At 44.8% G+C, this 23,096-nt stretch carries 22 protein-coding genes and 1 pseudogene; 17 read left to right on the plus strand and 6 right to left on the minus strand.

All coding sequences use genetic code 11. The features are described from left to right. Positions 1 to 425: 425 nt before the first annotated feature. Complete coding sequence (gene ung / locus B2U97_RS04455; RefSeq protein ID WP_011233781.1) at positions 426 to 1,076, plus strand: uracil-DNA glycosylase; 651 nt, start codon at positions 426 to 428, stop codon at positions 1,074 to 1,076. 11 nt (positions 1,077 to 1,087) lie between these two features. Here the strand turns inward: ung and B2U97_RS04460 are convergent, their stop codons facing one another. Then, complete coding sequence (locus B2U97_RS04460; RefSeq protein ID WP_034818456.1) at positions 1,088 to 1,954, minus strand: LysR family transcriptional regulator; 867 nt, start codon at positions 1,952 to 1,954, stop codon at positions 1,088 to 1,090. Between the two features lie 112 nt (positions 1,955 to 2,066). Between B2U97_RS04460 and B2U97_RS04465 the strand changes: the two genes are divergently transcribed. From B2U97_RS04465 to B2U97_RS04480, 4 genes are all read left to right on the plus strand, one after another. Then, positions 2,067 to 3,392, plus strand: a complete 1,326-nt coding sequence (locus B2U97_RS04465) for an NADH-quinone oxidoreductase subunit L (RefSeq protein WP_286822797.1) — start codon at positions 2,067 to 2,069, stop codon at positions 3,390 to 3,392. Then, positions 3,389 to 5,662 (plus strand): putative inorganic carbon transporter subunit DabA, encoded by a 2,274-nt coding sequence (locus B2U97_RS04470; RefSeq protein WP_286822798.1) that lies wholly within the window; start codon positions 3,389 to 3,391, stop codon positions 5,660 to 5,662. The genes B2U97_RS04465 and B2U97_RS04470 overlap by 4 nt, the downstream gene beginning before the upstream one ends. Further along, positions 5,629 to 5,853 carry a hypothetical protein gene (locus B2U97_RS04475; RefSeq protein WP_286822799.1) on the plus strand — a complete coding sequence of 75 codons (225 nt, stop codon included), beginning with the start codon at positions 5,629 to 5,631 and terminating at the stop codon, positions 5,851 to 5,853. The genes B2U97_RS04470 and B2U97_RS04475 overlap by 34 nt, the downstream gene beginning before the upstream one ends. A 206-nt stretch (positions 5,854 to 6,059) precedes the next feature. After that, positions 6,060 to 7,334, plus strand: coding sequence for a Fic family protein (locus tag B2U97_RS04480; RefSeq protein WP_286822800.1), 1,275 nt, complete (start codon positions 6,060 to 6,062; stop codon positions 7,332 to 7,334). A gap of 35 nt (positions 7,335 to 7,369) precedes the next feature. Here the strand turns inward: B2U97_RS04480 and B2U97_RS04485 are convergent, their stop codons facing one another. Then, entirely contained in the window at positions 7,370 to 7,822 is a 453-nt protein-coding gene (locus B2U97_RS04485; RefSeq protein WP_110013627.1) for a helix-turn-helix domain-containing protein, read from the minus strand. 734 nt (positions 7,823 to 8,556) lie between these two features. On the opposite strand from B2U97_RS04485, the gene B2U97_RS04495 reads away from it, so the two are divergent. Together B2U97_RS04495 and B2U97_RS04500 are read left to right on the plus strand one after the other, a co-directional pair. After that, positions 8,557 to 8,817, plus strand: a complete 261-nt coding sequence (locus B2U97_RS04495; protein WP_286822802.1) for a transcriptional regulator — start codon at positions 8,557 to 8,559, stop codon at positions 8,815 to 8,817. After that, entirely contained in the window at positions 8,810 to 10,090 is a 1,281-nt protein-coding gene (locus B2U97_RS04500; protein ID WP_286822803.1) for a HipA domain-containing protein, read from the plus strand. Before B2U97_RS04495 ends, B2U97_RS04500 begins: the two co-directional genes overlap by 8 nt. On the opposite strand, the gene B2U97_RS04505 is transcribed toward B2U97_RS04500, so the two are convergent. Continuing rightward, on the minus strand, positions 10,083 to 11,474 hold the full coding sequence (locus tag B2U97_RS04505) for an MBL fold metallo-hydrolase RNA specificity domain-containing protein (protein WP_286822804.1): 1,392 nt from the start codon (positions 11,472 to 11,474) through the stop codon (positions 10,083 to 10,085). The two genes, B2U97_RS04500 and B2U97_RS04505, sit on opposite strands and share 8 nt — an antisense overlap. A 139-nt stretch (positions 11,475 to 11,613) precedes the next feature. Here B2U97_RS04505 and B2U97_RS04510 point away from each other — a divergent pair, with 139 nt between their 5' ends. Beyond that, positions 11,614 to 11,961: a DUF4143 domain-containing protein gene (locus B2U97_RS04510; RefSeq protein WP_286822805.1), complete on the plus strand. Its 348-nt coding sequence runs from the start codon at positions 11,614 to 11,616 to the stop codon at positions 11,959 to 11,961. A 51-nt stretch (positions 11,962 to 12,012) separates the two neighbouring features. On the opposite strand, the gene B2U97_RS04515 is transcribed toward B2U97_RS04510, so the two are convergent. After that, on the minus strand, positions 12,013 to 12,216 hold the full coding sequence (locus B2U97_RS04515) for a helix-turn-helix transcriptional regulator (protein WP_286822806.1): 204 nt from the start codon (positions 12,214 to 12,216) through the stop codon (positions 12,013 to 12,015). Between the two features lie 30 nt (positions 12,217 to 12,246). Further along, a complete protein-coding gene (locus tag B2U97_RS04520) occupies positions 12,247 to 12,372 on the minus strand; it encodes a hypothetical protein (protein WP_286830282.1) in 126 nt (41 codons plus the stop codon). On the opposite strand from B2U97_RS04520, the gene B2U97_RS04525 reads away from it, so the two are divergent. The 9 genes from B2U97_RS04525 to B2U97_RS04565 all read left to right on the plus strand — a co-directional run bounded on the left by B2U97_RS04525 (position 12,373) and on the right by B2U97_RS04565 (position 22,216). Continuing rightward, positions 12,373 to 12,501: a Fic family protein gene (locus B2U97_RS04525; RefSeq protein WP_286822817.1), complete on the plus strand. Its 129-nt coding sequence runs from the start codon at positions 12,373 to 12,375 to the stop codon at positions 12,499 to 12,501. Between the two features lie 281 nt (positions 12,502 to 12,782). Continuing rightward, positions 12,783 to 13,742, plus strand: a complete 960-nt coding sequence (locus B2U97_RS04530; RefSeq protein WP_286830275.1) for a Wzz/FepE/Etk N-terminal domain-containing protein — start codon at positions 12,783 to 12,785, stop codon at positions 13,740 to 13,742. Between the two features lie 219 nt (positions 13,743 to 13,961). Beyond that, a complete protein-coding gene (gene rfbB, locus B2U97_RS04535) occupies positions 13,962 to 15,077 on the plus strand; it encodes a dTDP-glucose 4,6-dehydratase (RefSeq protein WP_286822808.1) in 1,116 nt (371 codons plus the stop codon). Next, on the plus strand, positions 15,074 to 15,946 hold the full coding sequence (rfbA, locus tag B2U97_RS04540; protein ID WP_286822809.1) for a glucose-1-phosphate thymidylyltransferase RfbA: 873 nt from the start codon (positions 15,074 to 15,076) through the stop codon (positions 15,944 to 15,946). Before rfbB ends, rfbA begins: the two co-directional genes overlap by 4 nt. A 39-nt stretch (positions 15,947 to 15,985) precedes the next feature. Beyond that, positions 15,986 to 16,870, plus strand: coding sequence for a methionyl-tRNA formyltransferase (locus tag B2U97_RS04545; protein WP_286822810.1), 885 nt, complete (start codon positions 15,986 to 15,988; stop codon positions 16,868 to 16,870). Further along, positions 16,867 to 18,006, plus strand: a complete 1,140-nt coding sequence (rffA, locus tag B2U97_RS04550; RefSeq protein WP_286830278.1) for a dTDP-4-amino-4,6-dideoxygalactose transaminase — start codon at positions 16,867 to 16,869, stop codon at positions 18,004 to 18,006. Before B2U97_RS04545 ends, rffA begins: the two co-directional genes overlap by 4 nt. Then, complete coding sequence (locus B2U97_RS04555) at positions 18,003 to 19,418, plus strand: lipopolysaccharide biosynthesis protein (protein ID WP_286822813.1); 1,416 nt, start codon at positions 18,003 to 18,005, stop codon at positions 19,416 to 19,418. The genes rffA and B2U97_RS04555 overlap by 4 nt, the downstream gene beginning before the upstream one ends. Continuing rightward, positions 19,419 to 20,693 (plus strand): hypothetical protein, encoded by a 1,275-nt coding sequence (locus B2U97_RS04560; RefSeq protein ID WP_286822814.1) that lies wholly within the window; start codon positions 19,419 to 19,421, stop codon positions 20,691 to 20,693. A 29-nt stretch (positions 20,694 to 20,722) separates the two neighbouring features. Continuing rightward, entirely contained in the window at positions 20,723 to 22,216 is a 1,494-nt protein-coding gene (locus B2U97_RS04565) for an asparagine synthase-related protein (protein WP_286822815.1), read from the plus strand. Between the two features lie 42 nt (positions 22,217 to 22,258). On the opposite strand, the pseudogene B2U97_RS04570 reads toward B2U97_RS04565, so the two are convergent. Beyond that, a pseudogene (locus B2U97_RS04570) lies at positions 22,259 to 22,992 on the minus strand (IS30 family transposase). Between the last annotated feature and the right edge of the window lie 104 nt (positions 22,993 to 23,096).

Consider the following 23,096-nt stretch of genomic DNA (forward strand, 5'->3'; position numbering starts at 1 on the left):
GGATAATCTGGGCGATGTTAAAGAATCAGGAAGATTACCGGATGACTGCTGCTTAACAGCATTCAGTAAAAGAGCACAGCGAAGGTTCATTCCTTCCGGGAGTTGCAAACGTCAACAGGATGGTAAAATAGGGTAAACCGACGACAACTGAGACTGTTGAACGTCCGTACATAAAGTACGTTAGCCTGATAAGCCAGTTGTCGTGCGGAGTTCATCCAGGCCAGGTGCGCAAAGCGCGCACCATAAACAGGCCGTATATATGCGAGCGCCCCGACATTTACCACGAGTTGCCGTTGCAAAACGGGAGGGGACCATATATGACGTTTACGTCAGGAACGATATCTCACCTGACATAAATGTCAGGCTACGCCGTCAGCAACAACGTACGTGGAACCCGGCACGACACAAAACAAAGGAATAAGACCATGCCCTGGAGCACTCTTTTAGCCGAAGAAAAGCAGAAGCCTTATTTTCAGCAGCTGTGGCAGCGCGTAGAGCAGGCGCGGCAGGAAACCGTGGTGTACCCGCCCAAAGAAGACGTATTCAACGCACTTAAGCTCACCGACCCGGAAAACATTAAAGTGGTTATTCTGGGGCAGGACCCATACCACGGCCCCGGTCAGGCGCATGGTTTGAGCTTTTCAGTACCCGAAGGCGTTAAGTTTCCGCCGTCGCTGCGCAACATGTTTAAAGCCATAGCCATAGACTACCCCGATACTGTCTTACCGCAGCATGGTGATTTAACCAGCTGGGCCGAGCAGGGTGTGTTGTTGCTGAATACCGTACTTACGGTAGAGCAGGGTAATGCGCACAGTCACGCCAGTTGGGGCTGGGAAACTTTTACCGATACCGTTATCAGCAAGGTGTCGGACGCAACCGATCATGTGGTGTTTTTGCTCTGGGGCTCGCACGCGCAGAAGAAAATACCGCTTATTGACGGCAACAAACATTGCATACTGACCGCGCCGCATCCATCGCCGCTGTCAGCACATCGCGGGTTCTTCGACGCCAACCATTTCCGCAAAACCAACGATTATTTACAGCAACACGGGCGTCAGCCCATTCGGTGGGTGTAGTTCACGTAACATTAAACAAACCGCTGCAGCAGCTTGGCGACCATGGGGTGTTCGAATGGGCGCTTCAGGGTTATGGCGTAAAAATGCTCGAATACATTAGGCAGGGTTAAATAGCGCTTCAACTGCCCGCTGGTCAGCTCGTCCCGCACCACAACGTCCGGAATAACTGCCAGCGCGCCGGTATCCCTGGCTAACAGGCGCAACATTGCCATATCGTCGGCCTCGGCCAGCACTCGCGGTTGCCAGTTGTACTCCGCACTGAGCATATCGAAAGCCGCACGCAACGGCATATTTTCCGGCGGCAACACCCAGTTATTATTGGTCAAAGCCACATCGGTTAATTGCTCAATGTCACGACCCGGAGGCCCAATAACAGACACCGGCTGCCGCGCCAGTAAGCGGCTCTGCCACAGTTGCTTGTCGCTGCCGCGAACACTGGTATTGGCCAGCGCAATATCAATTTGATGATCCGCCAGCTCATTAAATAACTGGTCCGGCGTCATCGAATGCAGCCGGTACTGAACGTCCTGCTGATGCACCAGCTCGTGAATAAAAGCTTCCACAAAGTTACGCGACATAGTCGAGGCATGACCAATGCGCACAACCAAATCACTGCCGTCCATGCCTTGCTTTAGCTGGTTAACCAGGTTCTCACCTTCGTGAAAAATTCGGTCGGCATACTGGCGCGCAATGTACCCGGCCTGAGTCAGCACTAACTTACGCCCTGTGCGCTCAAACAGTGGGGTGCCCAGCCACTCTTCCAGCTGTTTTATCTGCGCCGACAATGCCGACTGCGACACATGAAGCTTCTGCGCGGTTTGGGTTAAATGCCCGTTTTCTGCCACGTGCCAAAAGTAATAAAGGTGCTTATAATTCATCGGGCTCACCAACCGTTCACTTAAAACGAATGAATTTATAGTTTATATCTATTTTACTTAACATCAAGCCAGCACCCATAATTGCTCCAAACAAGACACACGAGGCGCATTCATGGCGGAATGGTTGACACTATCGGGCATACGACCGGTTTTACTGGTTCTGGTTGCAGTATTAGCGTGGGTCGTTACGCGCTACGCCTTCAGAAATTTCCGGCTGGACCCGCGCCGCCGCGCATTCGTCACCAAGCTGGTTGGCTGCCTTATAGCGGTCTTCATTCTTATTGTCAGTAATAACCTTATTGTCTTTTTCGCAGCCTGGATGGCAATAAGCCTGCAGCTGCACAGCCTGCTTATGTTCTACCCCGAACGCGACCGCGCCGTACTGGCTGCGCACAAAAAATTCATTCTGGCGCGCTGCTCCGAAACCTTCCTGGGCACGGCTTTTATTATTATGTATTTAACAACCGACAGTCTGCAGCTGGACACCGTTCTGCAGCAGTTCGCCACCTCCCCCACGCACTTCTCTCAGCACATTGCCGCGCTGTGCCTGGTTATGGCGGCGCTCATTAAATGCGCCCAGCTACCCTTGCACGGTTGGCTCATTCAGGTGGTTGAAGCACCAACCCCGGTTTCTGCTTTGTTGCATGCCGGCATTATTAACCTGGGCGGTTTTTTGCTGCTGGCAACCGTACCGCTATGGAGCGACAGCGCACCGGCCGTGTGGCTGTTGTGTCTGGTGTCGGCGGCGTCGTGCTGCTTTGCCGCGCTTATTATGGCCACCCGCATTAGCATAAAAGTGCGCTTAGCCTGGTCTACCAGCGCGCAAATGGGGCTTATGCTGCTGGAAATTGGCTTAGGTTATTACGACTTAGCTTTACTGCACCTGGTGGCGCACTCGGTGTATAAAGCCCATGCGTTTTTGTCGGTAAGCGAAGTGGCAATAATAAAGCAGCCAAAAGCCCGGTCACTGTGGCGTATTGGTGTTGTCTTTATAGCATTTCAGGGCATTATTGCCGCCGCCTGCTGGTGGTTTCTGGGAAACCCTAAATGGCTTCCTTCGGCGTTACTTGCTATGGCGCTCACCACTTTATGGATGAATCTGCATCAGAAGCTGCTGCGAATTGCTGTGTCGGCGTTAACTGTCGTAGTTTACCTTTTGCTGGGTGGGTTGGCGCATCAGGTTATTGAGCCACAGCCGCCGTTCAGCAGTGTCTGGCTGGAGCCTGCTGTAACCCTTATGTTCAACGCCTTCGCTTTTACTTACTGGCTGGTGCATCACACGCCGTCGCACCGGCTTAGCCAGCGCTGGTTCATTACCTTAAACGCCGGGTTGTATCTCGACGAATGGTTAACGCGGCTGGTGCTGTGGCTCTGGCCCAGTCACCCTATTCACTATTACCAGCGCCAGGGTCGCATTCAGCGGGAGAAACACTCATGAGCACAGCGAATCGTTTAGCGACTATTGCCGGGCAGGTGAGTAAAGCCATTGCGCCGCAGTGGCCGCTGTCTCAGTGGATAGCCGTTAACCCCTTCTGGCATTACCGCCAGCAGCCGGTAGCGGGGGTTGCCGCGCATTGGCGTTACAGCGCCGGTACACGTTTGCTCATGAGCCCGGACTTTTACTGGCAACAATGGCAGCAAAACCGAATAGACGCTGGGCTGGTCACCAACAACATGGTAAACGAGCTGGAGCAGCGCGCCCTGCTAAAAGCGCAGCTGCCGCAATGGCGTAATCTCAGTCAGTTGGTGGACAAATACACGCGGCGTCGCCGCAAAATGCGCTGGAACGACGAAGTTGTTCTGCAAATTAGCCAAACCTGTGGCTTATTCATGCAGTTTCCAACCCGCTTTCAGCAGGCCGGTAAAGACAGCTCGTTGTATCAGCATTGGCTGACTATTTCGCGTGCCGATCGCGGCATTGAAACCTTAATGGACGAGGCCGAACTCACCGAGTTATTCGCGCAATTGCCGGACGACCCGGACAAGCTTATTCAGGTGTGCCATGACAACTTTTTAAGTGACGCGTCAGATTACGCTCTGCGCTGTTACAGCCAGGCACTTATCAGTGACTTATGGGGCTGGGCCGCGGCATTTGCGTATCAGGACGCTCGTCAGGACAGCCAGTGGGTATTTGAACTGCTGTGCATTCGGCTGGCCTGGGAATACATTCTGTGGCAACTGGCTGAGCGCACCAATACTAAGGTTTATCAGCAATTGCAGCAGGCGCTTAGCGCACAAGTTGAAAATTGTGAAGGGCAGGTGGCTCATATTGAGCAGCACAACAGCTTATTGTGGCAGTGGCAGGCGGCTTACGAGCGCTCGCAGCTAAATAGGTTGCAGTTTAAGCCCGACACGGCCGAAGAGAACAACACGCCGGACGTGCAAGCAGTGTTCTGCATCGATGTGCGCTCAGAGCGCTATCGTCGTGCGCTGGAACAGGCCGGAAAAAGCCTTGGCAGCTACGTACAAAGCAAAGGCTTTGCCGGGTTCTTCGGGGTGCCGCTGGCTATTCAGCGCAAAGGTCGCGATGTTCCACATGTACCGGGGTTACTGCAACCGGCGTACTACATTAAAGCACCAGCGCGTAAGCAATCGGTTGGTTCCTTATTAAGCAATATGTTCAATGCGCCGGTATCCATGTTCAGCGGCGTTGAGGCGCTGGGCTTAAGTAAACTGAAGTCCTTACTCACCGGAGTGCCCGGACAACTGGCTACAGCTAATAATGCGTACATTGCCGACGGCAGCATTTGCGAGCAAAACGGCGAGGCGTCAATGGCGTCCTTGGTGGATATATGTCAGCAGGCTCTGGCGGGAATGCAGTTTGAGCGTTTTGCGCAGCATATTGTGCTGGTGGGGCATGGCTCGCATCACAGCAACAACGCTCAGCGAGCCGGTCTTAACTGCGGCGCCTGCGGTGGTCAAACCGGTGCGTTAAGTGCCCGGGTATTAGTGCGGCTGCTTAACGAAAGTGACATTCGCAAGCATTTACGCGAGCGGGGCGTCGCTATTCCTGAAGCAACCCAGTTTCATTCCGCTCTGCACGAAACCGTCACCGACAAGGTTATCTGGTTATCTAATACCGTGCCGGACAGTGTCAAACAAATGTTCCGCGCAGCAACGGAACAGCTAACCCAGGCCAGCGGCGAGTCAGCAAAAGACCGCAAAACACGTTCCGGCCACTGGGCTGAACTGCGGCCGGAATGGGGGCTGGCTGACAATAACGTCTTATTTTTCGGACAGTCTGACAGGCTAACCTCTGCTGAAACCATCGGCAGTAACTTTCTGCACGACTACAACAGTAAAAATGACCCAAATGGTGAACTGCTGGCTCAGCTCATGAGCGCGCCGGGGCTGGTCGCTAACTGGATAAACTGGCAGTACTACTGTTCAGTAACCGAACCCAAACAACTGGGCAGCGGCAATAAGTTGCTGCATAACCGGGTAGCCAACGACATTGGTGTTTTTGAAGGCAACGGTGGCGACTTGCGGCAGGGGCTGGCCTGGCAGTCAGTACATAACGGTAGCGACTTTGTGCACCGGCCTATGCGGCTGCAGGTTATTGTCGAAGCCGACGAAGCCACCATTCAGCGGGCGCTGGCCAGGGCTGCCGCTTTTAACGAACTCTTTGAACAACAGTGGATCAATCTGCATCGACTGAACGCGCGAGGTGAACTATGTCCAGTGACAACACCAGTAACAGCAAAATGACAGCGACAACCTGCCATACCCTGAAAGCCTTTTATGACTGCGTGCGCTCGCGGCCGTTTAACCAGCCCTTCGCCCTGCGCTACAACGACGGCAGCATCGACCAGGGTCTAAACTCCGAAGAAGCCGCCAAAGAAAGCCTGCGCACCCACCACAACCCCTACCTTGAACAACCCGTTGTTGTTGAGTGGTAGTAGCCTGATATGTCGATCCTATCACTAATGCGACTTATCTATGGAGTTTATTAAAACGTAAATTTTAAAATTTGTGTTTTCTTTGTTTTTTTACTATATTTAAATTCAATTGTTTGCTTTGGATAACAGTAATGGCAAGGGTTAGAGTACCACTTTCTATGGAAAAACTATTTTCGGAATTTCCACCTGAGGCGGTTTTTAAAGCAATGAAAACTTATAGTATCACCAACTCGAAAGGTGAGTACTTACCGTGGGACAAATTCAAGTGGCGGGTTAAAAAAAGCGATAACGCAGAGCTCGCATGGTTAGCAACCAAAATTGCCAGAACCAATGTGAGTCGCAATTTGTCAGAGTTATGCATTATCAATGACGCATCTTGCTTTAAAGCCTGTATCCCCGACTCTTTACAGGCAAAACTCCATTATATTGATAAGCTGACCGGAGGTTCGCAAAGCGTTTCCGATCATCCTTTCTTCGGAAAGCAGGAAAAGAATGCCTATTTAGTCCAAAGTTTATTGATGGAAGAGGCTATTACGTCTTCGCAACTGGAAGGAGCGTCGACAACGCGCAAAGTTGCGAAAGAGATGCTTGAATCGGAGCGTCAGCCACAGAACAAATCCGAACAAATGATCGCCAATAACTACCGTTTAATGAAGCGGGCGGTCAGTCTGAAGAGTGATGAATTAAACATTCCTCTCATTTTGGAGTTACATGAGATAGCGACCCATAATGCTATCGATAATGACGCGGTTCCGGGTGAGTTCAGAACGAGTGACGATATTGATATACGCGACCAATATAACGACGTAGCGCATGTGCCGCCGAAAGCGAGTAGCCTACAGGAACGTATGGAAAAGCTGTGTCAGTTTGCCAATGAAGAGCACGGACAACTTAACTCGGATAACTTCATTCATCCTTTAGTCAAAGCTATCATTCTGCACTTTATGGTGGCCTATATTCACCCGTTTGGCGATGGCAACGGACGTACTGCAAGAGCTTTGTTTTATTGGTTTATGCTGAAGTCGGGCTATTGGCTGTTCGAATATGTGTCCATTAGTAAACTGATTCAGGAAAAACGTACCGACTATGATCAGGCGTTTTTATACACCGAAACTGACGATAATGACCTAACCTACTTTCTGTATCATCAGGTCGGCATTGTGGTGAAAGCTGTTGACGCCTTGCGCGACTACATAGAGCGTAAGCAAAAAGAAATATTCGAGTTCATGAATTGGGTTGAAAAAAGCTCTGTTGCCAAAGCTCTAAAAAGGGGGCAACTGGACATATTAAAAGAAGCGGTGAAGAACCCGGGGCGGGTATTCACCGTGAAAACCGTGGCAAACAACCTTGGATGTAATGAGAATACCGCACGGACCTATTTAAATGACCTCGCCAAACGAGACTTACTATTGTTGGGTAAAGCCAGCAAAGGCAAAGCCATGCGTTACATTGCGCCCGCTGATCTTGCCGAACGGCTGTAGTCGTACTCCTGACGTAATTACGTCAGGTGCGGTATCTATTCAACAAAGTAGCTAACAGGAAGGTTAAAATATCTGGCAAAGCCTTTTGCTTGGTTTAGGTTGACAGTGCGCTTGCCGTTTAATAGCTCGCTTATTACGCTTTGAGGCGCTATATTCTTCAAGTCTTTCTGTTTTACTGAGCGGGTTTCCATTAGCATTTTTAGCTTCTCGGCAACTGGAACAGTAGGTATTTCCATTTGATTTTCAAATTCTTCGATGCGATCAGAAATTGCGTTAGCAAACACTAGCACAATATCGTTTTCGTGCTGAGCCAAATCCATTAAGTAGTCCATAACAGCGGCTCTATCAATAAGCTCTTTTTCAGACTGAATGGGTGTATAAGTGTAATGAAAAAGTTCAACGGCAGTTCCAGCAAACTCCGTTGCTGTAGCACTTATTGCAGAAGCTACTTGCCCTAGTGCGACCATTTCGTCCTGTTGAGCGTTCATAGTCATTACCTTTTTAATTTGCCCTGGTGAACATTGTGCTTACACCACTTATCGTACTCGGAGTGTGACAAAATATCTCTTACAAAGAGTGTATTGTGTCCTAGTTTTGCAAGTATTCGGCAGCTGCTTCCGTGGACATCAAAAATATATAAATCAAATATGGTGCCATAGCCACCGTTCTCATTCTTCAGCCGCTTTCCGGCTATTCGGTCTGTATTCCAACCGGATGCTCGGCGCCAAATATCTTTAATTTGGTTGTAAGAATGCGCATTAAGAGAGCTTTGACTAAAAATATGACACCATAAATCTAACCCTGCTTGCCACTGAGGGTATTGAAGCATGGCATTTTTTACTCGCTTCTTTGTGATAATTCTCAAAGTGCATCCTATGCTGATAAAATATCTCATTTTGCGATATTTGGCAACTTAAAGTGAAACTAAGATTTCGATGAACCAAGTAACAAGGCTACACAAGCTGATATGGGAAAAGAATCAGACGAAGCATATTGTGCTGTATGAAAAAGCCATGCGCTACATTGCGCCGTCTTATCCCGTCTAGCGGTTGTAGCTGACCTTATTCACGTTAGGTTTAAAATTCATTCGTTAAAGTGAATTTTTTGTTTAGAAATGATTAAGCTAATAAAATTCACTCTATCGTATGAAATTTATTGATATTATTCTTTTTTCTTCTATATTCATTCAATCAAGTGAATTTAATCTTAAGTGAAACTTCCCATGTTGCTAGAAGCAAAAGACACAAAAATCATTGGGCGCATTGCAAAAGTTGTGCGGCAACAGCAAGAGCTGGATCAGACAACAGCTGGGTCGTTTGCTGGTTGCGGTATTAACTTTGTTAGCCAGTTTGAGAACGGAAAACCGACTGTGCAGTTGGAGAAAGCGCTTAACATGCTCTCAGCATTGGGTATAAAAGTGTATTTGGATGTCCCCGACAGCTCATGCAATCAAAAGCTACAAGAGTTAACCGGCAATGAGTGAACTCATAATCGAAGAACGCCGTCTTGTTGTTTATATCAACGATGAGATTGTCGGCGAGTTGCGTGAGCACAATGGTTTATGGGCATTTGAATACGCCCTCGACTGGCTCAGTAAGCCGAATGCCTTTCCGCTCACTCCGTCGCTTCTTTTGCGGCAAGAAGCGCATATCGATACCGGTACCAAACGTCCTGTTCAATGGTTTTTTGACAACCTGTTACCGGAAGAGAAAGCCCGCGAGGTTTTGGCAAAAGACTATAAACTGGATAAAGAGGACGCATTTGCGCTTTTAGAGGCTATAGGGTCTGAGTCAGCAGGTGCTATTACCTTGCTAAAACCCGATGAGAAACTGCCACCGGGTGAACTGTTTCCGTTGTCGGACAAAGAACTAAGCCAACGAATTCAAAAATTGCCGAAAACACAGCTCAATAATAAAGAACGTAAGCGCATGTCGCTTGCTGGCGCACAGCATAAAATGTTGTTGGTAATAAAAGGAAAAGAGCGTTTTGAGCCAAGCGGGCAGGTGCCATCAACGCACATTTTAAAACCGGAACACTCTGAACCGGGCTCATACTGGTTTACTGTGCGCAATGAACACTTCGTAATGACATTGGCCGAAAAGTGCCAGTTAACGGTTCCACGTGTTGCTATCGATTACATCCCGGAACCGGTCTACATTGTTGAACGCTTTGATCGTACTGGACAACTACCAAACATTAAGCGGCTTCATGTTCTGGATGGTTGCCAAATTCTGGATATTTCTGCATCGGCTAAATACCGGGCTAGTAACGTCACTGCGCTTAATAGTCTAATTGCAATGACACGAGCTCCGGCGCAAACGGCAACCCGTTTGTTTCGCTGGGCGCTGTTTAATTTCCTTGTTGGTAACGGTGATGCTCATTTAAAAAACCTGACATTTTCATACAGTTTGAACGACTGCCAACTTATGCCGCATTACGACCTTTTATCAACGGCTGTCTATGCTAATGCGGGTGAGCATATTAATGAGGAGTTGTCTCAGCCATTGGGAAATGCCAGGAACTTTGGGCAAGTCACCCGAGAGGACGTGTTAGCTTTCGCTCAAGAGCTTAGGTTAAGTAAGCGTGTTGCAGAGCGTGAAGTTGACAAAGTTTGCGCTCAAATTCAACAGCAAGCAGATGAACTTATTGCGCAGATAGAAGCATTACCTGTTTATGAGCAAAAAGCCGGTGAATTGCAACTATTGCGTAATATCCGCTACCGATGCATCGGGGAATTTGTCGCCCAGATTAGGTGACATCCAACCCATACCGCTCGCGAATTTTGGCCGCCAATGCCAGCCTGGCATCGGCTTCGCCATGAATTAACCGTATACGCTTAACCGGTTCTTCGGTGGCGTCAATAAAGTCTAAAAGCTCTTGCTGGTCGGCGTGGGCGGAGTAGCCGCCTAAGGTATAAATGCCCGCTTTAATCCAAACCCGCTCGTGGTCAAGTTCAACATAACCGCCACCCGGACCATATTGCTGAATATCCCGCCCCGGTGTACCCGCAGCCTGATACCCGACAAACAACACATCAGTGCGTGGGTCGGGCAGTAAGGCCTTTAAGTAGTTCAGCATGCGCCCGCCGGTACACATACCGCTGGCAGCAATAACAATGCAGGGGTCACCGCTTCTCTGCAGAAAGTTCACAATACGCTCATGCTCGCTGTGCTCATCTACGGTTAGCAAACGGTCAAAATTAAGCGGGTGCCGGTCTTCATCTAGACGCTGGTGCGCTTCTTCGTCCCATAAATTTTTCATGGCCCGGTATTGTTTTGTAAATTGTGCAGCAAGCGGTGAGTCCAGAATAACTGCCATTTTATGCCACACCGGGTCAGCTACTCCGGTTTCAGCTTCCAGCTCGCGCGCCTGGTGAATAATGTCTTCCAGTTCGTACAGCAGTTCCTGAGTACGGCCAATACTAAAAGCCGGAATTAAAATAACCCCTTTGTTCTCCACACAACGCTCAACCACCGCCTTTAACCGCTGAGAGCGATCAGCGCGGGACTCATGGTTTTTGTCGCCATAGGTACTTTCCAGCAACAGAAAGTCGGCGCGCTCTAACGGCGTTGGGTCGGGCAGCAGTGGTGTGTTTTTACAACCTAAGTCACCCGAGAACACCACGCGGTAGTGAGTGTTCACATTTTCAATTTCAACATAAGACGACCCAAGTATATGTCCGGCCTGACGAAAGCGGAGTTTAAAATGCTCGGCAGCAAACTCGGCGGGTAATTCAAACCAGTTATCATAAACAAAAGGACTCAGCTGGCGCCGCAGGCGGGCAATAACCGCATCAATAATCTTTGCGTTACGGGTTAAGCCGACCTTTAAGGCGTCCTCAATGACCAGCGGTAGCAACAGCGCGGTGGCTTTGGTGCAGAATATGGGGCCGGTGAAGCCCGCAATAAGCAACCAGGGCAAACGACCTACGTGGTCAATGTGGCAGTGAGTCACCACCAGCGCCTGTACCTTGCTTATGTCAAAGTCTATTTCCTGAGCGTTGGAATCTGCCCCAGAGCCCGAGGTTTCCGCGCCCTGAAACAACCCGCAGTCAATTAAAAGTGAGTGGTCACTGTCTAAGAAAAGCTCGTGACAAGAGCCGGTAACCCCTTCAAATGCGCCGTGGTGTATAACGTCCATGTGTTGGTTCCGTCTTGTTTAAAGCAACAAGGTTACAAAAACTAGCGGAAAAGCGCTACCGAAAAAAGGGTGGTATTGCACACATAAATCTATAATTAGCCGATGTCTTACTTTCAATTAGACGAGCTTATATTTTCAATTGGACGAGCTTTGGAAGGATAAAGAGTTACTTGGACAATTACTGGAAACTTTCATCTATCAGGAGCTTAGAAAACATGCTGGTTGGTATGATGAGGACCTGAAGTTCTATCATTTTAGAAACAAGGACAAAGTAGAAGTTGATATTCTAATTGAGAAAGGCCGCTTGAAGGCAGGTATAGAAATAAAGGCGGCAGCAACTGTGAAGCCGTCAGACTTTAAAGGCATTATTAGACTCAAAGAAGCCTGTAAGGGTGACTTCGCTGGTGGCGTCGTTTTTTATGATGGCGAACAGGTATTGCCTTTTGGTGGCAAACTCTACGCTGTTCCAATATCTCTCCTGACGTAATAACGTCAGTCTACATGTAGGAGGCCTGCGCTATCGGACAAAAGGGTGATATTAAGACACGGTTACCCGAATGACCTTGGCACATAAACGCAGGCCTCCGGACTCGAGCAGCTTCGCGATAATAGATAACCGAGGATCAGTGTTGCCTTTTTCGATATCTCGCAGCGTTTTATCAGAGATGCCCATAAAGCGTGCGTAATGGGCTTGGCTCATATCGTATAACTGAGTACGAATAGCTTTTACAGCATCTCCCATAGACAGTTCACCACGCGCTAAACCATCCTCTTACCAATAGGTGACATGCAGGTATGAGAGCGTAACGGCTGCAGCCATTTGCTCCCCGGCAAAATTAAGGCCTGCAGCGTCCCACCATCTACCTTCGTTAAACAACTGAAGCGTTATATCTTTCATGTGCTGGCCGGTTACCGGACAGGGCCTGTCTATATTCACCCTTATTTCGACGGTAACGGCAGAATAGCTCGCTTCATTATGAATTTAATGCTGGCTTCGGGGGCTGCCCGTGGACGGTGGTTCCCGTAGAAAGGCGCACTGAATATATGCAAGCACTGGAAGCGGCTAGCGTTAAACAAGATATAAAGCCGTTTACCCTATTCCTGGCGTCGCTGCTGTAGCCACCAACGGAACCAACTGCTCAAAATTCCATCGAAAAGATGTGATAAAGCCTTTGTAGGACAAGGGCTGCATGCGCTATTATACGCGCTTGATCTAAATTCAGTACCGCACATACCACAAAAAAATAACAGAGTTATCGGTCTATGGGAGCCGCACCCCATGGGCGGTAGCGTACCTGAAGGCTAAAAATGACGAACAACACGAATAATTACGATCCACCTCGGCATTCGGATTACCAGGACGACGAAATAGATCTCCGCGAGCTCTTTGGTATTATCTGGCAGGGTAAATGGTGGATTATTGCTATTACCTTTGTATTTGCTGTGGGCTCTGTAATTTACTCCTTGAGTTTACCCAATATTTATAAGTCAGAAGCGACCCTAGCGCCGACGGAAGAAGCCAGCGGTGGCGGGCTTTCTCAAATGGCAGGGCAGCTAGGCGGATTAGCCAGCTTAGCCGGTGTGAACTTAGGTGGAAACAGCACGGACAAAACCACCATTGCGTTAGAAATTCTTAAATCACGCGCCTTTATTAAAGGCTTTGTAGAAAAGTATGACATTCTGCCGGAGCTTATGGCGGTAGAAGAATGGAACCGTGGTACGGGTATTGTCTTTAACAATGAGGTTTATAACCCAGACACAAAAGAGTGGGTAAGAGAAGTAGAGCCACCGCAACAACCAGAACCTTCCAGTTGGGAGTACGTTAAAGTTTTTAGGGACCAAGTGCTGGAAGTTAGTAAAGATGACACAACAGGCTTAGTGACTGTAGCGGTTAACCATCAGTCACCAGAAATAGCTGAGCAGTGGGTAGTATGGTTGATTGAAGAAATTAACAACCACATGCGCGAACGTGACATTCAGGAAGCTCAGCGGAGTCTGGAATATTTAGATAAAGAACTGCAAAACACTTCGTTGAGTGACATGCAGCAGGTGTTTTATCAGCTAATAGAAAAGCAAACCCAAACTATTATGTTGGCGAATGTGCGCCCTGAGTATATTTTTCAAACGCTAGACCCGGCCGTAGTGCCAGAACAAAAAGCCAAACCTTCCAGAGCTTTAATATGCATTATTGGCACCTTCTTAGGCGGCTTTTTAAGTGTTGGATTTGTGCTAGTTAGAAATATATTCAGAAAAGAAGATGAAAAATAAAGTGAGGGGATGCAACTTTGTAATAGTTGGACCTATTACAAAAAATTCGATTTAACCTTTAATAATCAATGATTTATATTTAATTTTAAAGCCGAAATTTAGTCCCAGTCACAACGAAATTTGTCTTTCCTTAAAAAAATCCTGAGTTTTAATGCCGAAAATTTTCGGGATTTTTTTCGCTAGAATTCCAACTTTTAAGAATAGAAAAGCTAATAATCTATGAAAATTCTTGTAACCGGTGGAGCCGGATTTATCGGATCAGCCGTTATTCGACATATCATCAATGACACCGATCACAGTGTTGTGAATGTTGATAAGCTCACCTACGCAGGCAACCTCGAAAGCCTGGCATCCGTCAGTGACAGTGAACGGTATGCTTTTGAGCAAGTTGATATTTGCGACGCAAACGAAGTCAAACGTGTATTCGAAGAGCATCAGCCTGACGTTGTCATGCACTTGGCCGCAGAGTCTCACGTGGACCGCTCGATTGATGGTCCTGGCGAATTCATGCAAACCAACATTATTGGTACCTACACGCTATTAGAGCAGACAAGAGCGTACTGGCAGAGCTTGCCGGAAGGCAAAAAAGCCGTTTTTAAATTTCATCATATATCGACCGACGAGGTGTATGGTGATTTACCGCATCCTGATACACATGAAGGCGAACTACCGCATCCTGATACACATGAAGGCGAACTACCGTTATTCACTGAAACCACAGCGTACAAACCCAGCTCGCCATACAGTGCCTCAAAAGCCAGTAGTGATCACTTAGTCAGAGCCTGGCATCGTACTTACGGATTGCCAACGGTTATTACTAACTGCTCGAACAATTACGGGCCATATCACTTTCCTGAAAAACTCATTCCATTAATGATATTAAATGCGTTAGACGGTAAGCCGCTACCGGTTTATGGCAAAGGAAATCAAATACGGGACTGGCTGTATGTGGAGGACCATGCCCGAGCATTAGTCAAAGTAGCAACAGAAGGCCAAGTTGGTGAAACTTACAACATTGGTGGGCATAACGAAAAGCAAAACATTGAAGTGGTCACCACTATTTGCGACATACTTGATGAGTTAGTCCCCAATAATCGCTCATATAAAGAGTTAATAACCTACGTTGAAGACCGCCCCGGCCATGATATGCGCTACGCCATTGACTCAACAAAAATTAAAAAGGATTTAGGCTGGGTGCCCGAAGAAACATTCGAGTCCGGTATACGTAAAACAGTCCAATGGTACTTAGACAACCAAGAGTGGTGTCAGCGTGTGCAGGACGGTAGCTATCAGCGAGAGCGGCTAGGAAGTACTCAGTCAGGAGAAGTGGCATGAAAGGAATAGTATTAGCAGGCGGGTCGGGAACACGCTTATACCCAATAACGAAAGGGGTTTCTAAGCAGCTACTGCCAATCTATGACAAACCAATGATTTATTATCCGCTATCGGTTTTAATGCTGGCGGGTATTCGTGAAATACTCATTATTTCCACGCCAGAAGACTTACCAAACTTTGAAAAGCTATTAGGTGATGGGTCTCAGTTTGGTATAGAACTCTCCTATAAAGAACAACCTAGTCCAGATGGTTTAGCACAAGCTTTTATCATTGGAGAAGAATTCATTGGTGATGACAGTGTGTGTTTGGTGTTGGGTGACAACATTTTTTATGGACAAGGCTTCAGCCCTAAATTGCAACATGCTGCAAGACAAACATCAGGTGCAACAGTATTTGGTTATCAGGTAAAAGACCCTGAGCGTTTTGGTGTTGTGGAGTTTGATGACAACAAGCGGGCTGTTTCAATTGAAGAAAAACCTAAAAAGCCTAAATCTAGCTTTGCTGTTACCGGACTTTATTTTTACGACAACGACGTTATAGAAATAGCTAAGAAAGTTAGGCCTTCCGATAGGGGCGAGCTTGAAATTACTAGCATAAATCAAGCGTACTTAGAGCGTGGTGACTTAAATGTTGAGTTATTAGGTCGAGGCTTTGCGTGGCTTGATACTGGTACTCATGAAAGCTTATTAGAGGCCGCGCAGTTTGTCGAAACGATCGAAAAGAGACAAGGTTACAAAGTCGCATGTTTAGAGGAAATTGCATTTTATAATGGTTGGCTAAGCGAACAAGATATAAAAAAGCATGGTGAAGAATTATCGAAGAATGGATATGGGCAATATCTATTGTCGTTATGCCAAGACTTAAACTAGTTAGAAGATGATAGTTGATATATTTAAGGTGAGTTTATTTTGAATGTTGGTTTCTTTCTAATAGGAAAAAAAGGGCTCTACGTACTTGGTAAGTTTATCGATGCTTTGAGTGCCTCCAAAATAGCATATGTTGTTAGTGCTCGAGACCTCAATATAGAGAATGACTTTTATCTAGAAATACGTAGCTTGTGTTCAAAAAATAACATTGCTTTTTATGATAGAGGCGAAGTCTTCTCCCATGATGCCGACTATGCGTTTGCTATTGGCTGGAAGTGGATTCTTAATGAAAAGAATCTGATTGTTCTCCATGACTCATTGTTGCCGAAGTATAGAGGTTTTGCACCTTTAGTAAGCATGTTGATTAACGGTGAAGAAAGAATTGGAGTTACTGCGCTTAAGGCATCAAGTGAGTATGATAAGGGTGATATTATCAGACAGCAGTCGGTTAAAATTAGTTATCCTTTAAAAATAAAAGACGCAATTGAAATTATACTGCCACTATATTCTAATTTAGTAATTGAAATAAGTAACCATATTCTATCTGGTATAAATTTACCATTAAAAGTGCAAAATGAAGAAGAGGCGTCGTACAGTTTGTGGCGAAACTTTTACGATTACCGAATAAACTGGAATCATACATCAGAAAAAATAGAACGTTTTATTGATGCTGTTGGGAGTCCTTATTCGGGAGCTCATACATATCTGAATAACAAAGAAGTTATAATCTTAGAAGCGGTTTCGGTTGATGACGTAGCCGTAGAAGATAGAGAAGCGCATATAGGTAAAGTCATATTTCTAACTAAAGGACTCCCTACAGTCGTTTGTGGTAAAGGACTATTAAAAGTAACCTCTATTGTTGATAAAACTGGAAATGAATTAACTAATAGAATTTCGTTTAGATCAAGGTTCGGCTTATACCAATGAAAGATAAAATACCATTCAATAAACCCCCTTATACAGGACTCGAAGATGAATATGTGCTTGAAGCTATTCGAGGCGATAAAATTTCTGGTGATGGTCCTTACGGTAAACGCTGTCAAGAGTGGTTTCAGAATAAACTAGGTGTAAGTAAAACGCTCTTGACACCCTCGTGCACCGCTGCATTAGAAATGGCGGCAATACTCGTTGACATTCAACCTGGCGATGAAGTGATTATGCCAAGTTTTACCTTCGTTAGCACGGCAAACGCGTTTGTGTTAAGGGGAGCTAAAATCGTCTTTGTTGATGTTCGCCCAGATACTATGAATATTGACGAAAGGAAAATTGAGGCCGCTATCACCTACAAAACTAAAGCTATAGTTCCTGTCCATTATGCTGGCGTTGGCTGTGAAATGGATTGTATTATGGATATCGCTGAACGTCATGATCTCTACGTTATTGAAGACGCAGCTCAAGGCATGATGAGTACTTATAAAGGCCAAGCGTTGGGAGCCATTGGGCATTTAGGCGCATTTAGTTTTCATGAAACTAAGAATTATACTAGTGGAGGGGAAGGTGGATTGTTGATTGTCAATGACAAACAATTCCTTGAACGTGCAGAAGTTATCCGAGAAAAAGGTACTAATCGTAGTCAATTCTTCAGAGGTATGGTTGATAAATATCAATGGGTTGACGTAGGGAGTAGTTATCTACCGAGCGAGCTACAAGCAGCCTATCTTTGTGCTCAGCTTCAAAATGCAGAAAAAATTAATGCAGCTCGATTAAAAGCGTGGGACAAATACTTTTCTGAATTGCGTGACTTAGAAGCGTCTGGATTAATACAGTTACCAACTCTTTCTGAGGGCTGTAAGCATAACGCTCACATGTTTTATCTAAAGGTAGCCAACCTAGAAGAACGCTCCGCGCTTATTGAGTTTCTGAAAGAGAGTAACATAATGGCGGCCTTTCATTATGTACCGCTCCATACAGCAAATGCCGGAGAGCGATTTGGGCGATTCGAAGGGCTTGATAAAAACACCACGATAGAAAGTGAACGTCTTGTGCGTCTGCCGATTTGGTATGGCATTTCAGAGCAGGAGCAGGATTCGGTTGTCGGCGTTATTAAAGAGTTTTACGTGTGACTCCGAAGAAAGTTGCTGCATTCGCGCTAGGCCCGATCTTAGGAGCTGCATTAGGTTTAATCATATTACCATTCCTTACATGGTTTTTTACGGCAGAAGATATTGGCCGTTTTACTATGTTGCAAGTAATAATCGGGCTAAGTACAAGTTTATTTAGCCTTGCTATGCATCAGGCTTATGTAAGAGAGTACTATGAGGTTGATGATCGGGAAGTGCTGTTTAAAGCCGCAATCTTACCGAGTTTTGCATTCCTAACTGTCACATTGCTATTGACATTGTGTTTACCTTATTCGATTTCAGAAGTTTTGTTTGGTATAAAATCAAACTTTCTTGTTGTGCTTTTGCTTATTGGTATTTACTCAAAGCTAGTAATCAACTTTCTGGCACACGTCCTGAGAATGCAAGAGCGAGGATTAGCATTTTCAGCTACACAGATCACACCAAAGCTACTATTGGTTTTATTTATAAGTTTCATTTTGGTTTTTAGTATAGAGGCAAGGTTTCAGGTTTTAATGCTGATGAATATCTCTGCATTATTCGGATCTTTAAGCTTGTTCGCATGGTTAACTAGAAAAACATGGGTACCAGCGCTTTTTAAACCACTAAACAAAGATCTAGTAAAAAATCTGCTTTCATTTAGCCTACCGTTAGTTGCCGGTGGACTAGCATACTGGGGGCTGACCACAATCGATAGATTTTTTTTGAGAGCGTACTCAAGTTTTGAAGAGCTAGGTGTATATGCCGTGTCCGTCTCCTTAGCGGCCGCTGTTTCAGTCGTATCCACTATATTTTCAAATTTATGGCACCCAACGGTCTATAAGTGGGTTAGAGAGGGAGTTAAGCCAGAAAAAGTACAAGCGGTAATTGAAAATATGCTTATAGCTGTCGCAATAATATGGTCTTTGGTAGGGACTCTGTCATGGGTAGCTCTCTACTTTTTACCAAGTGAGTACCAAGCAGTCGAGTATTTAGTAGTTGCCTGTGTCGCTATGCCCTTATTTTACATTCTTTCTGAAACAACAGTAGTGGGGATTGGAATTGCTCGACGCACAAGCTTCTCTATGTTTGCCTCCATAGGAGCTTTTATAACAAATATTGTTTTGAATTACTTACTTATTCCAGAATATGGAGCAAGTGGTGCAGCATTAGCCACAGTTGCTTCCTTTTTTGTATTTTTCACAATACGTACTGAAGCGAGTGCAAAGCTGTGGTGTTCATTGCCAAGGTTAAAAGTTTATATGCTGGTAATTATTTATATGACCGTGACATCCACTATGGTAATAACCGAAGCTAGGATCACATACTTTTATTTACTGTGGCTAGGGGCTTTAGCGTTGACATTCAGTATGTATTTCAAAAGGTTGCTATTGTCTTATTCATATTTAAAAGGTTACTTGAGTAAAGGGAATTAAATGTTATTTATTTATAGTGCTCTTAGGATTGGCGGAATAGAAACATTTTTTGTTAGGATGGCGAAAGAGCGCTCAAAACTTGGGTTGCCTACAACAATACTATTGTTTTCAGAACCCGAGCAGAGCAACGAAGAGCTTCTAACTGAAATGAAAAAATATTCCTCGGTTCTATTTCCGCAAGACTTGTTTGCTGTCCCTAACTTCATATCTAGACGGTTGCCTTTAATATCGCCAGTTAAGCAATATTCTTTATTGAAAGTTTTTGAAAAGATAGATCAAATTCATGTGTTTGATGGAATGCATGCTTTAATAGGTGATAGGTTTAATAAAATTGTCGGGAAAAAACTCCCTATAACAATAGGATTTTATCATTACATAAAATACCTCTGGGGTGGGACGCAAGTACCATATTATGAAAAATTAAATCGTAAATTTATTTTTAATTACTTACCTAAACAGTCATTGCTTTTTTTCTCAGAGGGTAATAGGCAACTTTATTCAGAACATAAGAAAGTTAACTTTAATGAGTCTCAAACTTTCAGACTCGGTGTAGTTGAGAAAAAAAACATTACGATAAGTAGCGAGCTTAGTAATCCATTAAAAATATGCGCTGTTGGTCGACTCGTAGATTTTAAAACTTACAATCTATACATGTTAGATGTAGTTCGAGAACTCAATGAGAGAGGATTTTTGGTTGAGTTTGATATTTATGGTGATGGGCCATTAAAAAATGAAATTCAAAATAAAATAAAAAAATTTGATTTAGGTAGCTTAGTTAAGATTAAAGGAAGTTTTGATTATTCATTATTTGACGAAGTTGTTGCTAAATATGATTTCTTTATTGGGAGTGGTACGGCAGTTATTCAAGCGGCTTCGTTAGGGATTCCCTCTATTGTAGGTGTTGAGAATGTGACTCAACCTAAAACTTATGGCTATTTTTCTGATGTCTATCAATATGAGTACAACCTGAAAGGTTTGGATTTGCCCTTAATTTCTGTCAAAGAATTGATTGAAAGTTATATGAAAATGGATATCAAAAAAAGGCTGGATTTAAAGTACTCCCACCTGAATTCGGCTGAGATATTTACCAATGAAAGTTGCCAGCACTCAATGAACTCTTTAAAGAACATTAAAATGCCAGAGAATCATTTCAAGTTCAACCGATGGCTGTATCATCTATCAAGGTTAATTAGCGGAATAAATATGAGGTTTAATAAAAAACACCCTAGGTTGACCCAATTTACAAACTTTAGAAAGTTAGAAGAGGATAACTAAAAGCTTTGGCAGATGGTAAGGAAAATTAAATGATCAACTATTATTCCGTAAATCAGCCTCCAATGATACTTGAATCAGATTTGGCTGGGGAAATTCCACTTTATTTGTACTGGCCACAAGATAAGACATTCTTGCTTTATTCTAACTCTATTATTGAATTGTTAAACGATGTGAGAGTACCTAAGCCGTTAAATGTTAGCTGTGAGGGGATATCCTTTTTATTGCAGAGCGGTGTGGTTCCGCCTCCTAAGACAGCTTATAAAGGGCTTTACATTATAGGCATTGGAGACACGGCTAAGGTTTCAACGGTCGCCGGCAAAATCGATGTTCAATTTAATCATCGTTTTCCGTTTTTAAACGTTGATCGTTTTCAGACTCATGAAATGCAGCCGGACGAAGATTTAATCCTAAAAATGCTAGCAGAAGCAACAGTAAGTCGGATTGATCATTCAAAACAAAGTTTTCTGTTTCACAGCGCTGGAAAGGATAGTAATAGCATCGCCCTGGCTTTGGCAGAAGCAGGTTGGCAAGACAAAGTGACTTTAATTACCCATAAATCTAAAGGTAAGGCAGATGAAAGTGTTATCAGTGGCAAAATTGCGAAGAAATTGGGCTTTAAACATGAAACCTTATATGAAGTCGATAGGTTAGAAGTTCAGCATAAGCAAGCGATAGAAGAATATTTTTCCCGAGCTCCTTTCCCTTGTACGGATAATGTAAGCCTTGCTTACCCTTTATATTCGCATCAAGCTCCCCATTTGAAAGATTCCAATATAATTTTCGGGGATGGAAACGATAGTCACATGATGTCACCGCCAAATAGAAGACAGCTAAGGTTTTTGCCATATGCAAAGTTAGCTTCTAAGCTGTCTTTTCTTAGGAGTGTAGTAGACTCTGAAAGCACAATAAATTCAGTTGTGAGGACACCTGCCGAATGGTTTGGTATGTCGGGTTTATCTTTTAAGGATAGTAAAAAGATTTACAGTAACTCAGTATCTGTTCACCCTTACTGGAGTTTTGAATCAGAAATACGAAAGGATTGGGATATTTTTGATTTCAAATCAGATATTTATTCAACGAGAACTATTACAGAAAGAATGATAAGAAAGCTATTTAATTTTGTTGCTGCTAACAACTCACAAATAGTTTTGCCATTCGCCAATAGAGAAGTGGCTGAATATTTCGGTAAAATGCCCGAAGCCTATTTATTTGACCGAAGTACCTTAAAAAACAAACTTATTTTAAGAGAAATTCTTAAAAAACATATTTCACTTGACTCAGATGTTATAGGCAAGATGGGGTGGACATATGACTCATCTAATGTTGTTTTAAATAACTGGGAATGGATATTTGATGAGATAGATAAATGTAAGCTTTGGGATAAGGTGGGAGTATCAGAAGTTGTTAGTAGGTTAAAAAAGACGATGCAAAGTAACCATAAATATGCAGGACTGGCTGGTCAATTGATTTATCGAATTTTTCTAATTTCATCTTGGTTTAATCACTGTCGTTATTTAGCATAGTTTTCAATTACTACGTTTACCTGCTATCTATCCTAGATTCAACTAATAACTGCAACACTCGCTCATAGCCTGTTGCAATTGCTCTTTAAAAATTATGTCTGGCTGAATAAACCCCAGAGTTTTCCGGGGTCTTAAATTCAAGCGTTGCTGATATTTAGCCATCAGCTCGTTAGTTATAGTGCGCAAATCAGTACCTTTTGGCACGTATTGACGCTCTAACAGCGTGACAGTAGCACCGGTTCCACGCTTGCCGATAACGGTGTCGATTTCCCAGTCGCCATAGCGCTCCCGGTCATCAATAATTGCAGGCCGAACGTGTATCGAGCGACGGCCTAAAATGTGACCACGTTGCTTATGCAATCGTTTTTTATAGCGTCTTAACCGATGGCGTAGGTGAGTAAATAAACCACCTCCGCCATAAAAATCAGCCAGTACAAAATTGTAAATCCACTCGTGACTGACTGGATAACCTATCCGCGTAAAGATAGCTGATATCTGCTCGGGACTCCAGTCCATCTTGAGCATAAGCTCTACAGCGTTTCGAGTATTCTCGCAAACTCTTTTGGGTTTTGGCTTGGAGCGTCGTTTTAACGTACGCTCTTGAGCTTTTTGAGGGTCATATGACCCGCACAAATTGTTGTTACGTCGCAACTCTCGATGGACGGTCGAGGGCGCAATATTTTCAGCTTTTTTGCAATCTCTCGTTGTGAAAATTCTTCTGAGAGCAACGCAGAAATCTGATATCGTTGTCTCTCGGTCAGCTGCCGATAACTCATGTTGGAACTCACTTTTTTTGGTCGAAAAGTAAGACTACCACATGTAGGTAGCTGACCTCCTTCCGTCCTATCCCATTACATGCCCTGCGTGTCAGCATGGTGTT

The organism is Idiomarina sp. UBA3176, assembly GCF_002364295.1.
Lineage (GTDB): Bacteria > Pseudomonadota > Gammaproteobacteria > Enterobacterales > Alteromonadaceae > Idiomarina > Idiomarina loihiensis.